This is a genomic window from Enterovirga aerilata (assembly GCF_013044135.1).
Lineage (GTDB): Bacteria > Pseudomonadota > Alphaproteobacteria > Rhizobiales > Beijerinckiaceae > Enterovirga > Enterovirga aerilata.
In genome coordinates, this window is the sequence record NZ_JABEPP010000003.1 from 248,597 (window position 1) to 261,871 (window position 13,275).

The 13,275-nt window shown below is 69.2% G+C and carries 13 protein-coding genes and 1 pseudogene; 6 read left to right on the forward strand and 8 right to left on the reverse strand.

The window, feature by feature from the left end; translation table 11 throughout:
- Nucleotides 1–134: 134 nt before the first annotated feature.
- The 4 genes from HJG44_RS11210 to dnaG form a co-directional block, all read right to left on the reverse strand.
- Entirely contained in the window at nt 135–428 is a 294-nt protein-coding gene (locus HJG44_RS11210) for an HlyU family transcriptional regulator (protein WP_171218458.1), read from the reverse strand.
- A 2-nt stretch (nt 429–430) separates the two neighbouring features.
- Complete coding sequence (locus HJG44_RS11215; RefSeq protein ID WP_171218459.1) at nt 431–1,027, reverse strand: Uma2 family endonuclease; 597 nt, start codon at nt 1,025–1,027, stop codon at nt 431–433.
- A 55-nt stretch (nt 1,028–1,082) separates the two neighbouring features.
- Nucleotides 1,083–3,077, reverse strand: coding sequence for an RNA polymerase sigma factor RpoD (rpoD, locus tag HJG44_RS11220; protein WP_171218460.1), 1,995 nt, complete (start codon nt 3,075–3,077; stop codon nt 1,083–1,085).
- Nucleotides 3,078–3,447: 370 nt separating this feature from the next.
- Nucleotides 3,448–5,439 (reverse strand): DNA primase, encoded by a 1,992-nt coding sequence (dnaG, locus tag HJG44_RS11225; RefSeq protein ID WP_171218461.1) that lies wholly within the window; start codon nt 5,437–5,439, stop codon nt 3,448–3,450.
- A 140-nt stretch (nt 5,440–5,579) separates the two neighbouring features.
- On the opposite strand from dnaG, the gene HJG44_RS11230 reads away from it, so the two are divergent.
- Nucleotides 5,580–5,906: a hypothetical protein gene (locus HJG44_RS11230; protein ID WP_171218462.1), complete on the forward strand. Its 327-nt coding sequence runs from the start codon at nt 5,580–5,582 to the stop codon at nt 5,904–5,906.
- A 54-nt stretch (nt 5,907–5,960) separates the two neighbouring features.
- Here HJG44_RS11230 and HJG44_RS11235 read toward each other — a convergent pair whose 3' ends face one another.
- On the reverse strand, nt 5,961–6,425 hold the full coding sequence (locus tag HJG44_RS11235) for a GatB/YqeY domain-containing protein (protein ID WP_171218960.1): 465 nt from the start codon (nt 6,423–6,425) through the stop codon (nt 5,961–5,963).
- A 118-nt stretch (nt 6,426–6,543) separates the two neighbouring features.
- On the opposite strand from HJG44_RS11235, the gene carA reads away from it, so the two are divergent.
- From carA to HJG44_RS11255, 4 genes are all read left to right on the forward strand, one after another.
- Nucleotides 6,544–7,785 (forward strand): glutamine-hydrolyzing carbamoyl-phosphate synthase small subunit, encoded by a 1,242-nt coding sequence (gene carA, locus HJG44_RS11240; RefSeq protein WP_171218463.1) that lies wholly within the window; start codon nt 6,544–6,546, stop codon nt 7,783–7,785.
- Between the two features lie 122 nt (nt 7,786–7,907).
- A complete protein-coding gene (locus HJG44_RS11245; RefSeq protein WP_210261062.1) occupies nt 7,908–8,291 on the forward strand; it encodes a hypothetical protein in 384 nt (127 codons plus the stop codon).
- A gap of 154 nt (nt 8,292–8,445) precedes the next feature.
- The gene (locus HJG44_RS11250; RefSeq protein WP_346767145.1) at nt 8,446–8,901 is read left to right on the forward strand and encodes a cupin domain-containing protein; all 456 of its coding nucleotides are present in this window, start codon (nt 8,446–8,448) and stop codon (nt 8,899–8,901) included.
- The gene (locus tag HJG44_RS11255) at nt 8,898–9,596 is read left to right on the forward strand and encodes a class I SAM-dependent methyltransferase (protein WP_171218464.1); all 699 of its coding nucleotides are present in this window, start codon (nt 8,898–8,900) and stop codon (nt 9,594–9,596) included. Before HJG44_RS11250 ends, HJG44_RS11255 begins: the two co-directional genes overlap by 4 nt.
- Here HJG44_RS11255 and purD read toward each other — a convergent pair.
- From purD to HJG44_RS11270, 3 genes and pseudogenes are all read right to left on the reverse strand, one after another.
- Nucleotides 9,593–10,867 (reverse strand): phosphoribosylamine--glycine ligase, encoded by a 1,275-nt coding sequence (gene purD / locus HJG44_RS11260; protein ID WP_171218465.1) that lies wholly within the window; start codon nt 10,865–10,867, stop codon nt 9,593–9,595. The genes HJG44_RS11255 and purD overlap by 4 nt on opposite strands.
- Nucleotides 10,868–10,916: 49 nt before the next feature.
- Nucleotides 10,917–11,213, reverse strand: a pseudogene (locus HJG44_RS11265) (type II toxin-antitoxin system VapC family toxin); the annotation flags it as partial.
- 184 nt (nt 11,214–11,397) lie between these two features.
- Nucleotides 11,398–11,616 carry a type II toxin-antitoxin system Phd/YefM family antitoxin gene (locus HJG44_RS11270; RefSeq protein ID WP_171218466.1) on the reverse strand — a complete coding sequence of 73 codons (219 nt, stop codon included), beginning with the start codon at nt 11,614–11,616 and terminating at the stop codon, nt 11,398–11,400.
- 93 nt (nt 11,617–11,709) lie between these two features.
- Between HJG44_RS11270 and xseA the strand changes: the two genes are divergently transcribed.
- Nucleotides 11,710–13,275, forward strand: a complete 1,566-nt coding sequence (xseA, locus tag HJG44_RS11275) for an exodeoxyribonuclease VII large subunit (RefSeq protein WP_171218467.1) — start codon at nt 11,710–11,712, stop codon at nt 13,273–13,275.

The window sequence follows — 13,275 nt, forward strand, 5'->3', positions numbered from 1 at the left end:
GCCGCGGTCACCGGACCGCGGCCTTCTTCGCTTGCGCGACGACGCGTCCGGTCGGCAGAGAATCGTGCTCGACGCCGAGGCCACCTTGCGATGGGACCCGGGGCGAACCCGCGAGGCCCCTGATGGGCAGTCCCTCAGGGGCGCGAAAAGATCCGCTCGCCCTGCTCGTCCACCATCTGGCGCCCCTTCTGGAGCGAGAGGGATGTCGCGTCCTCGATCGACGCGAAGCGATCGGCGCGCACGAAGGCATGCCGCCGCTCCTCCCCGTCGATCACCTTCAGGATCGTGCCGGCGGTCTGGAACTGCCCGCCTTCGGTCCGGTACGGCTCGGCCCGGATCGTGAAGCCGCGATGCTCGATCTCGGCGGTCGGGCCGGGGGCAGCCTCGGCCTCCTTCCGGCCGCCGAAGAGGCGTGAGAGCCAGGACATCGTCAGGACCGACCAAGATCGTCGAGCGCGAAGCCGAGAGCGGCGGGCGCATGGAGCGGCTCAAGTCTCGATGATGCCGGCACGCGCTCGATCCTGCTGTAGCCGTGCTCGCCCGGATCGCGATGCACGTGCGTCAGACGGCGCGGCACATCGATCACCCAAAGCTCCTGCACCCCGAAGGACGCGTAGATCCCAGGCTTGCGCCCGAGGTCGTAATCCAGCGACGAATCCGCCACCTCGATCGCGAGCAGCACGTCGGGTCCCTTGAGCTCGCGCAGCGCGACCGAGGCCGGAAACACCACGAAGTCCGGTTCCAGGTAGGTCCACTCGGACAGGTAAAGCCCGGTCTCCTGCATGTAGTCGAAGCCGTCCGGGCAGTGCCGGCCCCATAGGCGGTTGATTGCGCCCTTGAGGCCCTCGTGGCGGTAGCCCTTGGGCGACATCTCGACGATCTCCCCGTCCAGGACTTCGAGCCGCTCATCCTCCTGGATGAGGCCGAGCTCGACCATCCGCACCACGTCTGCCACCGGGAAGCGGCGACGGCGCAGCCCCTCCGCAAGCGACGGAGCGTCCCTCGTTGCAGGCGCGGACGAGATCATGGTGCCATCCTAGCACATGCCGCCGCCGATGAAGGCCCGGTCTGGAGCGCTCCAGTCAGTTGTCCAGGAAGCTGCGCAGCTTCCGCGAGCGGCTCGGGTGCTTGAGCTTGCGCAAGGCCTTCGCCTCGATCTGGCGGATGCGCTCGCGTGTGACCGAGAACTGCTGGCCGACCTCCTCGAGCGTGTGGTCGGTGTTCATGCCGATGCCGAAGCGCATGCGCAGGACGCGTTCCTCACGCGGCGTGAGCGACGCCAGGACTCGGGTCGTGGTCTCGCGCAGGTTCGACTGGATCGCCGCGTCGATCGGCAGGACCGCGTTCTTGTCCTCGATGAAGTCGCCGAGATGCGAATCCTCCTCGTCGCCGATCGGAGTTTCCAGCGAAATGGGCTCCTTGGCGATCTTGAGGACCTTGCGCACCTTCTCGAGCGGCATGGCCAGCTTCTCGGCCAGCTCCTCCGGGGTCGGTTCGCGGCCGATCTCGTGCAGCATCTGGCGCGAGGTGCGGACGATCTTGTTGATCGTCTCGATCATATGCACCGGGATGCGGATGGTCCGGGCCTGGTCGGCGATCGAGCGGGTGATCGCCTGCCGGATCCACCAGGTGGCGTAGGTCGAGAACTTGTAGCCGCGGCGGTACTCGAACTTGTCGACCGCCTTCATCAGGCCGATGTTGCCTTCCTGAATGAGATCAAGGAACTGCAGGCCGCGGTTCGTGTACTTCTTGGCGATCGAGATCACGAGACGCAGGTTCGCCTCGATCATCTCCTTCTTGGCCTGACGGGCTTCGCGCTCGCCCTTCTGGACCATGGAGACGATCTTGCGGAACTCCTGGATCTCCAGGCCCGTCTCGGAGGCGAGCGTGTGGATCTGCTCGCGCAGCTCGTGGATCTGGCTCTTGCCGTTGGCCACGAATTCCTTCCAGCCCTTGCCGCCAAGCTTCGAGACGCGGAGCACCCATTTCGGGTCGAGTTCGTAGCCCTGATAGTGCTGCAGGAACTGGTCGCGCGCCACGCCGTGCGACTCGGCCAGCCGCATCAGCTTACCCTCGTACGAGATCAGCCGCTTGTTGATGTCGTAGAGCTGCTCGACCAGCGCCTCGATCCGGTTGCCGTTCAGCGAGAGCGACTTCACGTCCTTGATGACGTCGTTCTTCAGCTGCTTGTGCTTGCGCTCCTGCGCCGGGGTGAGCTGCTTGTTCTGCATGCGCTGCTCGACATGCTCGAGCTGGAGGCGGCGCAGCTTCTTGTAGTTGTCGGCGATGTTGTCGAAGATCTCGAGCACGCGCGGCTTGATCTCGGCCTCCATGGCCGAGAGCGACACGTTGTTCTCCATGTCGTCGTCGTCGAGATCGCCCTCGGGCGGGCGGCCCTCGGCGTCGAGACCCTCCTCTTCGCCCTCGGCGTCCTCGCCGTCCTTCGGCGCGCCCTTGCCGTCCGGGCCGGCATAGGTCGCCTCCAGGTCGATGATGTCGCGCAGCAGCACCTTTCCTTCGACGAGCTCGTCGCGCCAGATGATGATGGCCTGGAAGGTGAGGGGGCTCTCGCAGAGGCCCGCGATCATCGCCTCGCGGCCGGCCTCGATGCGCTTGGCGATCGCGATCTCGCCTTCGCGCGACAGGAGCTCGACCGAGCCCATCTCGCGCAGATACATGCGGACCGGATCGTCCGTGCGGTCTGTCGGCTCCTTGGCCGGCGCATCCGGGCGCAGCGCGACGGCGCGCGCGGGCGCGATCTCGGCGACCTCGGTCCCCTCGGCCTCCTCCTCCTCCGCGCCGCCCTCGCCGTCCTTCTGACCCTCCTCGGCCTCCTCCGGCTCGACGACATTGATGCCCATATCGTTGAGCATCGCGTAGATGTCCTCGATCTTGTCGGAGGTGTTCTGGTCCGGGGGCAGAACCTCGTTCAGCTCGTCGTAAGTGACGTATCCGCGGCGCTTGGCATTCTTGATCATGCGCCGGACGGCGGCATCCGTCAGGTCGAGCAGGGGCCCGTCCGTCTGCTGCTCCGGAGCCGCCTCGGCCTCTTGCCTTTCGGTGGTCTTGGTCGCCATGATCAGCCTTGCCCAAAGCCGAGCCGGGTGCCATTGCGCCGCCAATGGTCAAGCTCGGACGCCGATACGCACGAAAGGCGGCGAGGCGTCGGACGCCTGCCACCCTTCAGCTCCTTCGATGATTATACGGGCGGTCTGCCTGACCGACCGTTAACCAAGATGTACCCTCACGGTCACGCGCGCTCCGCGCGTTAGGCCGATTCGGCCGCGATCCGCCAGCCGTGCCGACGAATCGGCGGTCGGCCGTGCAGCGCCCGCCTCGCGCCGCGGCCTCGCCGGACCGGTTGACTTACCGGCTATTTAGCGCGGGAGGTGTGCATTGCAAGGTGAAGCCCGGCCGCATCAAGGCGGTAGCGGCAGCGGCAGGGCCTCAGGCGACCGCGCGAGGCGCTTCCAGCCGGTCCTGGCCGAGCTGCCGGAACATGCCGCGGGGATCGGCCGCCACCGCGAGGCCACGCCCGACCGACCTGTAGAGCGTCGCCTCCTCCGCGAGTTCCAGCTCCTTGCGCAGCACCCGCTCGCGCATCTCCAGGATGTCGTGCTGCAGATGCACGAGCCACAGCGAGTAGCTGTCGTCCGGGTCGGCCGGCATCTCCTCGACCCCGGTTTTCAGCTCGTCTTCCAGGTCGCGCAGCCAGAGGAGCTCCATGAAGTTCGAGAAGCATTCCTCGATGAAGCGCTCCGGGACGGGGCTTTGCAGCACCGGGAAGCGGGCGAAGAGATTGTAGCCCCAGGGCAGGATCTCCTGGCCGCCGATCTCGACCGCATGGCCATGGAGGAAGTCGAGCGTCGGCGAGAAGCCTGGGGACAGCCTGAGATAGAAGGCCCGGAACTCCCGCACGTCCTCCTCGTCGACGACGCGCAGAAGATCGGAGACGAAGCTGCTGAACGGCGTGCCGGCATGCTCGCCGCGGAAGTTCATGGACGCGATGCGGTCGCGGTGCTGCTCCACGAGATCGGGATAGTGGACGCACATGCCGAGGAAGACGCGCTCGAGGCCGATCAGGCGCGTCGGCTCGCCTGAGAAGAAGTTCGGGAGCGCGGGCATCGCGACGCCCTCCCGCAGGCGGGACTGGACCTGGCGCTTGCTGAGGCGCCAGAGATAGTCGGACACCTGCAGCCGCGCGGTGAGCTCGTAGCGACGCCGCAGCGTCGGGTCGGCGATCTGGCCGACCACCTCCCGGATGCGCTTCTCGAACACCGCCTGGCCGTTCTCGCTGTCGAGCCGGGCCGCTTCCGTCTCGCGCAGCCAGATCACGTCCCAGAAGGACTTCGCCTCGTCCAGGATGGCCCGGAAGGCGTCCGGCCCGGCCTGCCGGACCGCGTCGTCCGGGTCCTGGCCAGGCGGCAGGAAGGCGAAGCGGAACGTGAAGCCCGTCTTGAGAGCCGGCACGATGCGGTCGACCGCCCGGAAGGCGGCGTTGCGGCCGGCGCGGTCGCCGTCGAAACAGATCACGGGCTCGGGCGCGAGCCGCCAGAGGAGCGCGATCTGCTCCTCCGTGAAGGCCGTGCCGAGCGTCGCGACGACGTTCCTGATGCCGGCCTGGTAGACGGAGACCGCGTCGAGATAGCCCTCGACCACGATCGCGGAATTCGCCTCGTGCGCGGGTTGGCGGGCGCGGTGGAAGTTGAAGACGATCTCGCCCTTGCGGAAGAGCTCCGTCTCGGGGCTGTTGAGGTATTTGGGCTGCTGGTCCGGCGCGAGCGCGCGGCCACCGAAGGCCACGACCCGGCCACGCATGTCCTGGATCGGGATGATCACCCGGCCGCGGAAGCGGTCGTAGAGCGAGCGCCCGTCATCCGGCTCGATCGCGAGCCCGGCGCGCAGGATGAGATCGCGCTCGACGCCCTCGCTTCTGAGATGGTCGAACAGGGCCGTGCGGGCATCGGGCGCGTAGCCCATGCGGAACTCGCGCCGGGTCTCGGCCGTGATGCCGCGCCCGTCCAGATAGGCGAGCGCCTTCTGTCCGGCCGGCAGCGCGAGCTGCTTCTCGAAGAAGCGGCAGGCCATCTCCAGCACGTCGTAGAGGTCGCGCCGCCGCTCGACGGCGCGCTCCAGCTCGGGGGTCGGCTTCGGCAGGTCCACCCCGGCCTCGGCGGCGAGACGCTCCACCGCCTCCGGGAACGACAGCCCCTCCGTCTCCATCAGGAAGGTGAAGATGTCGCCGTGCTTGCCCGAGGAGAAGTCGTGATAAAAACCCTTCTGGTCGTTGGCGTAGAAGGACGGGGTCTTCTCCGCGTTGAAGGGCGACAATCCGCGCCACTCGCGGCCGGCCTTCTTCAGCCGCACCTTGCGGCCGACGACGCTCGAGACCGGCAGCCGGGCACGGATCTCGTCGAGAAGGTGAGGGGGGTAGCGCACAGTCCAGCTGTTGCGGTTTGGCACGGCCTGGGAAATAGAACGTATCATGAACAAGCCTGAGCCGTCCACAGATCCGACGCGTCTCTCCACAGGCGCGGTCGGCCACGGCTTGTTATAGGCAGTGCTCCTGGAGTTCCCTCGTGCGCCTCGTCCCTGCCTTGGCCATCGCGGCTGCCCTCGCCGGCTGCGCGCCCGAATTCCCGCCCATCGCGGCCGGCCTCGCGGGCGATCATGCCTTCAAGGCTCGCATCGCCCGCAACCATGGGCCGGGCACATCTGCCGTCCGGTTGCGCGAGGAGCTGATCCGTGAAGGCTTCACGATCGTCTCCGACCCGGCGACGCGGTTGAACACGGCCCTGTTCCGGCCGCAGAACCTCCCCTGCTACAGCCAGACGCGCATCGACTGGCAGGAGGACCGCCGCGGCCGGATCACGCGCATCCAGGCGCAGCGGCACGACTGCACCTGACGTCTCGGGCCGGCCCTGGGCGCCAGCTTCGAACCCGGGCGAATGGGGGCGCGGTCAGCCCGCGCCCGACAGCTTCTCCTTCACGCGCGGGCTCACCTTGGCGAAATCCATGCGGCCGGCATAATCCGCCCGGAGCTTGGCGATCACCTTGCCCATGTCCTTGACGGACGCCGCTCCGGTCTCGGCGATCGCGGCCGCGATGGCGGCGTCGATCTCGGCCTCGCCGAGCTGCTGCGGCAGGAAGGAGGAGATCACCTCGATCTCGCCGCGCTCCTGCGCGGCGAGCTCCGGCCGGTCGTTCTGCTCGTAGATGGCGAGGGATTCCTGGCGCTGCTTCACCATCTTCTGCAGCAGCGCCAGGATCTCCTCGTCCGAGACCGGGCCCTTGCCCTGGCCGCGCGCCTCGATGTCCTTGTCCTTCAGCGCCGCCTGGATCAGGCGGATGGTGGAGAGCCGGGCCTTGTCGCCCGCCTTCATGGCCGTCTTGAGCTCGTCGGTGAAGCGTTCGCGCAGCTGCATGGTCCCGCCCCGGGTGATGCGGTCCGGCGCGTTGACGCGGCTGGACGGCGCTCCTAAGTGACGGAGAACGCGCGGACCTGTGATCTGGAGGTCGCGCGACTTAGCCCGGATCATTGCGATGTCGCAACAGCACCACGCCCCCGGCCATGCGCCGGGACGGCAATCCCCCGCGCCCGCCGCCTCAGGCTGGGAGGAGCCCCGCCCGACCGCGCTGCTGGTGCTGGCGGACGGGACGGTGATCGAAGGGCAGGGGATCGGCGCGGCCGGCGAGGCCTCGGGCGAGGTCTGCTTCAACACGGCCATGACCGGCTACCAGGAGATCCTCACCGATCCCTCCTATGCCGGGCAGATCGTCACCTTCACCTTCCCGCATATCGGCAATGTCGGGGCGAACGACGAGGACGTCGAGACGGTCGATGTCGACAAGAGCGCGGGCGTGCGCGGCGCCGTGCTCGGGGCCACCATCACGGAGCCGGCGAACTGGCGTGCCACGCGGCCGCTCGATACCTGGCTCAAGGCGCGCGGAATCATCGGCATCACGGGCGTGGACACCCGGGCGCTCACCGCGCTCATCCGCGAGAAGGGCATGCCGAACGCCGTGATCGCGCACGATCCGGCGGGCCGGTTCGACCTCGATGCGCTCAAGACGCGTGCCGCCGGCCTGCCCTCCATGGAGGGGCTCGACCTCGTCCCGATGGTGACGCGCGACGAGAACGGACAGTGGACCGAGACCGTCTGGGAACTCGGCAAGGGCTACGGCAAGGGGCAGGGCGGCCGCTTCCACGTCGTCGCGATCGATTTCGGGGTGAAGCGGAATATCCTGCGCCTCCTCACGGATGCCGGCTGCCGCGTGACGGTCGTGCCGGCGACAGCAACCGCGGACGAGATTCTCTCGCTCAATCCGGACGGCATCTTCCTGTCCAACGGGCCGGGCGACCCGGCCGCGACGGGTGCCTATGCGGTGCCGGTGATTCGCGAGCTCCTGGACCGCAAGGTCCCGACCTTCGGCATCTGCCTCGGCCATCAGCTGATGAGCCTCGCGCTCGGAGCCAGGACGGTGAAGATGCGCCACGGCCATCACGGCGCGAATCACCCGGTGCGCGACAACACGACCGGCAAGGTCGAGATCGTGTCGATGAACCACGGCTTCGCGGTCGACCCTGCGACGCTGCCGCCGAACGCCGCCCAGACGCATGTCTCGCTGTTCGACGGCACGAATTGCGGCATCGAGCTGACCGACCGGCCGGCCTTCTCCGTGCAGTACCACCCCGAGGCCTCGCCCGGGCCGCGGGACAGCCACTATCTGTTCGAGCGCTTCGTGCAGATGATGGAGCGTCGCAACGCGGAAGCCCCGCGATAGTTCCCTGCGACGAAACGGCCCTGTTGCCGCATCCCGCCGGGCCGGGGTAACCCTCCCTTAACGACGACGCGCAAGGCTCCGTCCTCATCGAGGTCGGCCGGCGGCCGATGGGGCAGGGGAAGATGGCACTCCAGGCGATCCGGGGCGAGCGCGCGCCCGACGAGTTCACGCGGCTCCACCGGATCTTCACCGAGCATCTCGGGCTTGCGGTGGGTTTCGCCTGGGCCGCCTCGGCCTATGCGGCGGCCTATGCTCCCTGGGTGCGCAACATCCGCGGGCTCATCGACCCCTTCGCGCGCCCGGAGAGCACCGCTTCCTATCTCTTCGCGCTGCCCGCCCTCATGACCGTCGCCTGGCTCTGCCTCGCCTTCGGCGGCGAGGCCTTCCGGCGGACGCGCGTCCTCAAGAACCAGAGCCTCGAGTTCGGGCTGTCCGGCCTCGTGGCCTTTGCAGTGTTCTGCATGGCGGTGTACCGGGCGGTGACGGCCTATTCTCTAGGCCTCTGACGACCCGAACGGCTGACCCATTTCGACGAAGACAACGGCGCGGCGCCGCCCGACAGCGCCGGGCGAGACTGAATCCGACCTGCCGGCCGGGATAGAGGCTCTGCGCCTGGCGCCCCGCGGCGATGCCCCGAACAGCGCGCTGCCGCTCGTTCTCGTGCGCGGGGCCGTCGCGCCTGATCCGGAGGACGGTCCGGCCGCCTTCGAGGACGTGTTCCGGCGCAACGGCTGGACGGGCTGCTGGCGGAACGGGATCTATCCCTACCACCATTACCATTCCACGGCGCACGAGGTGCTGGGCGTAGCGTCCGGCTCCGCCCGCGTCTGCTTCGGCGGGGAGGGCGGAACGGAGGTCGAGGTCGCGTCCGGCGACGTCGTCGTGATCCCGGCGGGGGTCGCGCATAAGCTCGTGGAGGAACGGAACGGGTTCCTGGTCGTCGGCGCCTATGCGGGCGGGCGGCACTGGGACCTTCTGCGCCCGCGCGGGGCGAGCCTGGAAGCGGCGCGCCAGCGGATCGCCGCGGTGCCGCTCCCGGATGCCGATCCGGTCGCCGGCGCGGACGGCGTGCTGCTGCGGCTCTGGGGCGAAGTCGTGCCAGAAGTTCTGACATGAGCTGGCGCGACTTCTGGAACGCCGACACCCCGATCTACGTCAACGAACGGCACAAGGTGCTCCATTACGGCCTCGTCGCGCGCGACATCGTCGCGCTGATCCCCTCCCGGGACGCGGCCGTGCTCGATTACGGCTGCGGCGAGGCCCTCTCGGCCGGGCGCGTCGCGGCCGCATGCGGGCAGCTCTATCTCTGCGACGGCGCGCCGTTCGTCCGCGAGCGGCTGCAGGCCCGCTTCCGGGGCGACCCGAAGGTGATCGTGCTCGCTCCGGAGGAGACGGACGCGATCGCTGATGGCAGCCTCGACCTGATCGTGGTCAATTCGCTCCTCCAGTATCTCTCGGTAGAGGAGTTCGGCGAGCTCCTCGGCCTGTGGCGGCGCAAGCTGAAAGGTGCCGGCCGGCTCGTGCTGGCGGACGTGATCCCGCCCGATATCCGCGCCGTCGACGATGCGGCGGCGCTCCTCTCCTTCGCCTGGAAGGGCGGGTTTCTCGTCGCGGCTCTCAGGGGGCTCGCGCGGACGGCGGTCTCCGATTACCGCAAGCTCCGCGCCGAGCTCGGCCTGACGCAGTATTCGGAGAGCGAGATGCTCGAGATCCTGCGCGGCCGCGGCTTCGCGGGCGAGCGGAAGGCGGCCAATCTCGGCCACAACCCGAAGCGGATGACCTTCGTGGCGCGCCCGGCCGGCGCGGATTAGCCGCTGTGCTCCACCGCCCGCCGGCCGATATCGGTGCGGTAGAAGCCCGCGGGCCAGTCGATCGCCCGCACCGCTTCGTAGGCCTTCGCCTGCGCCTCGGCGATGGTGGGCGCGAGCGCTGTGACGGCCAGCACGCGGCCCCCGTTCGCGACGAGCTCCTCGCCGCGGAGCGCCGTCCCGGCGTGGAAGACCGTCACGAGGTCGCGCCTGTTCGCATCCTCGACGCCGCGGATGGCGGAGCCCTTCTCGACGGCTCCCGGATAGCCTTTCGCCGCCATGACCACGGTCAGGGCCGCGAAGTCGGACCAGCTGATCTCGACCTCGTCCAGAACGCCGTCCGCGGCCGCGACCATCGCGGCCAGGATGTCCGTGCGCATCCGGGGCAGGATCACCTGCGCCTCCGGATCGCCGAGGCGCACGTTGTACTCGATGAGCTTGGGTCCTTCGGCCGTGATCATCAGGCCGGCATAGAGGATGCCCGTGAAGGGCGTCCCGCGCTCCCGCATGCCGTCCAGCGTCGGGCGGATGATGGTCTCCATCACCTCCGCCTCGAGCGCCGGCGTCAGAACCGGGGCCGGCGAATAGGCTCCCATCCCACCCGTGTTAGGGCCCTGGTCGCCGTCGAAGGCGCGCTTGTGGTCCTGCGCGGTGCCGAGCGGGACGGCGTGTCCGCCGTCGCAGAGCGCGAAGAAGCTCGCCTCCTCGCCGACCAGGCATTCCTCGATCACGACCTCGGCACCGGCTTCGCCGAGGCTGCCGCCGAGCATCGCCTCCACGGCAGCCTCGGCCTCCTCGACGGTCGCGGCGACGACCACGCCCTTGCCGGCCGCGAGCCCGTCCGCCTTGACGACGATCGGCGCGCCCTCCTGCCGGACGTAGCGCTTGGCGGCAGCCGCATCCGTGAAGCGGGCGAAGCCGGCGGTCGGGATGCCGAACTCGCGCGCGAGCTCCTTGGTGAAGGCTTTGGACCCTTCGAGCTGCGCGGCGGCCCGGCTCGGACCGAAGGCCCTGATTCCCGCTGCGGAGAGCGCGTCCACGATGCCGGCGACGAGCGGCGCCTCGGGCCCGACTACGACGAAGTCGATCGCCTCGCGCCGGCACAGCTCGATCACGGCCGCATGATCCGCCACGTCGATCGCGGCATTCGTCCCGTGCTGCGCCGTGCCCGGATTGCCGGGCGCCGTGACGAGCCGGGTGCAGAGCGGGCTCGCCTGGATGGCGCGCGCCAGCGCGTGCTCGCGCCCGCCGGAGCCGATGAGCAGGATGTTCAACCGCGTATCCCCTGAGACGGCTTCGCCCTAGGGAGTTTCGGCCATCGCTTCAACAGGGCAGGGCGCGCACATGTCCGGCGGCGGCGTAGTCCAGGATGGCAGCGTCCCGAGTCACGATTGGAACATCGAAGTGTCGGGCGGTCGCGACCAGGAACCGGTCGGCCGGATCGCGGTGGAACTCGCCCGGGAGCTCCGTCGCGGCGAGGGCGATGTCGGCATCGACTGGGACGACCTCCGTGCCGGCTGCGGACGTGACAGCGAAGAACCAGGTCCGAGCCGGCATGCTGATGCCGATCCGGCCGGATTGAGCGAGCCGGCCGATTTCCCAGGCCGTGATTGCTGAGACGAGGAGGCGCCGATCTCGGACGCTGCGCTAAGGAGGTCCTGGGCTTGTGCCGTGAGCCCCCTGTCCTGCGCTGAACCAGAGGAGGGTGTGGGTGTCCAGCAGCATCAGGGTTCCTTCGGCAGGCGGTCCCAGTTCGCCAGCCACTCCTCCTCCCAGGGGTCATCCTCCGGGAACATCGGCTCCGTCAGGTCGACGCCGGGCGGGATGAAGATCGTCCCTTCATCGCCCCGTAGCCGAATTTCGGCTCCGTCTCCTCGGCCGGTGAGGGCGACACGACCGCCAGCGGCTTGCCGCGTTTGGTGATGATGATCCTGGACAGGCGGCCCTTGGCGATGTCTTCCAGGAGCGACAGGCTGCGCGCCTTGAATTCCGTGACGTTGAGCGTGATCTCCGCGGCCGACATCGACGCCTCCGAAGATGACCATAGGATATGGTCATTTCCCGCCCTGCCGCAAAGCCGGTGGCCGGACTGGGCCCAAGGCTCTATCGGTCTTCCATGATTCCAGCCGCTGCAGAGCCAACCAACGCTCCAGAATGGACCGTCTCCGAGCTCTCCGGCGCCCTGAAGCGTACGCTCGAAGACGCCTTCGGGCATGTGCGCCTGCGGGGCGAGATCTCGGGCTATCGCGGCCCGCATTCCTCCGGCCACGCCTATTTCTGCCTGAAGGACCGCGACGCCCGCATCGACGCGGTGATCTGGAAATCGGCCTTCGGCCGCATGCGGTTCAGGCCGCAGGAGGGGCTCGAGGTCGTCGCGATCGGCCGCATCACGACATTCCCGGGCAAGTCCACCTACCAGATCGTCGTCGAGCAGCTGGAGCCGGCCGGAATCGGCGCCCTCATGGCGCTCCTGGAGGAGCGCCGCCGCCGGCTCACCGCGGAGGGGCTGTTCGCCGAGGCGCGAAAGCGCCGGCCGCCCTTCCTGCCGCGGGTCGTCGGCGTCGTGACCTCGCCGACCGGGGCCGTGATCCGCGACATCCTCCACCGGCTGGAGGACCGCTTCCCGCGCCATGTCCTCGTCTGGCCGGTCCGGGTCCAGGGCGAGACCTGCGCGGAGGAGGTCGCGGCGGCGATCCGCGGCTTCGGCGCGCTGTCCCCGGACGGTCCCGTTCCGCGGCCGGACGTGCTCATCGTCGCCCGGGGAGGGGGCTCGCTCGAGGATCTCTGGGGCTTCAACGAGGAGGCGGTCGTCCGGGCTGCCGCCGAGAGCCCGATCCCGCTCATCTCGGCCGTCGGCCACGAGACCGACTGGACGCTGATCGACCATGCGGCCGACCTCCGCGCGCCGACTCCGACCGGCGCTGCCGAAATGGCCGTACCCGTCCGGGCGGAGCTCGTCGTGCAGGTCGGCGGGGCGGCCCGCCGGCAAGAGGAGGCGATGCTGCGCCTCATCGAGAGCCGCCGGACCGAGCTGCGGTCGGCAGCCCGGGCTCTCCCGAGCCCCGAGGCGCTCGTCGGCGTGCCGCGCCAGCGCCTCGATCTCGCCTGGGCGAAGCTCGCGCCCGGGCTCCTGGCCAATGCGCGCGAGCACGAGCGCGAATTGCGGCGCGCCTCGGACCGGCTGGCGCGCCAGGCGCCCTATGTCCGGCTTGCGGAGGTGCGCACGCGGCTGAAGGCGGTGGGCGACAAGCCGCGTGACCACCTCGCGCGGGCGATCGCGGAGAGGCGCAAGGCGCTTGCGGGTTTCTCCGCCCGGCTCGCTGCCGGACGGGATGCGGTGATCCGGGCCGAGCGGCTGCGCATCGAGACCTGCCGCGAGCGCGTCGGCGGCCTCGCCGGCCGGGCGGACCGCGCCGCCCGCGCCGCGATCGAGCGCGGCGTGCGAAGGCTGGAAAGTCAGGCGGGTCTCCTCGCAAGCCTGGGCTACAGGTCGGTCCTGGCGCGCGGCTACGCACTGGTCCGTGACGAGCGCGACGGGGTGGTCCGCACGGCCGCGGAGGTGGTTCCCGGCCAGGCGCTCACGATCGAGTTCGCCGACGGCAGGCGGCGGGTCCAGGCCGAGGGTGCGCGACCGAAGCGCCGGCCCGACCCCCTTGTACAGACGAGCCTGTTCGATAACTGA

Bases quoted from the DNA above. Each gene is read 5' to 3' on its own strand.
- HJG44_RS11245 (WP_210261062.1), top strand. From the start codon at position 7,908: ATGGCACTCCAGGCGATCCGGGGCGAGCGCGCGCCCGACGAGTTCACG.
- carA (WP_171218463.1), top strand. From the start codon at position 6,544: ATGTCGCAACAGCACCACGCCCCCGGCCATGCGCCGGGACGGCAATCC.
- HJG44_RS11215 (WP_171218459.1), bottom strand. From the start codon at position 1,027: ATGATCTCGTCCGCGCCTGCAACGAGGGACGCTCCGTCGCTTGCGGAG.
- HJG44_RS11210 (WP_171218458.1), bottom strand. From the start codon at position 428: ATGTCCTGGCTCTCACGCCTCTTCGGCGGCCGGAAGGAGGCCGAGGCT.
- rpoD (WP_171218460.1), bottom strand. From the start codon at position 3,077: ATGGCGACCAAGACCACCGAAAGGCAAGAGGCCGAGGCGGCTCCGGAG.
- HJG44_RS11235 (WP_171218960.1), bottom strand. From the start codon at position 6,425: ATGCAGCTGCGCGAACGCTTCACCGACGAGCTCAAGACGGCCATGAAG.
- HJG44_RS11255 (WP_171218464.1), top strand. From the start codon at position 8,898: ATGAGCTGGCGCGACTTCTGGAACGCCGACACCCCGATCTACGTCAAC.
- xseA (WP_171218467.1), top strand. From the start codon at position 11,710: ATGATTCCAGCCGCTGCAGAGCCAACCAACGCTCCAGAATGGACCGTC.
- HJG44_RS11270 (WP_171218466.1), bottom strand. From the start codon at position 11,616: ATGTCGGCCGCGGAGATCACGCTCAACGTCACGGAATTCAAGGCGCGC.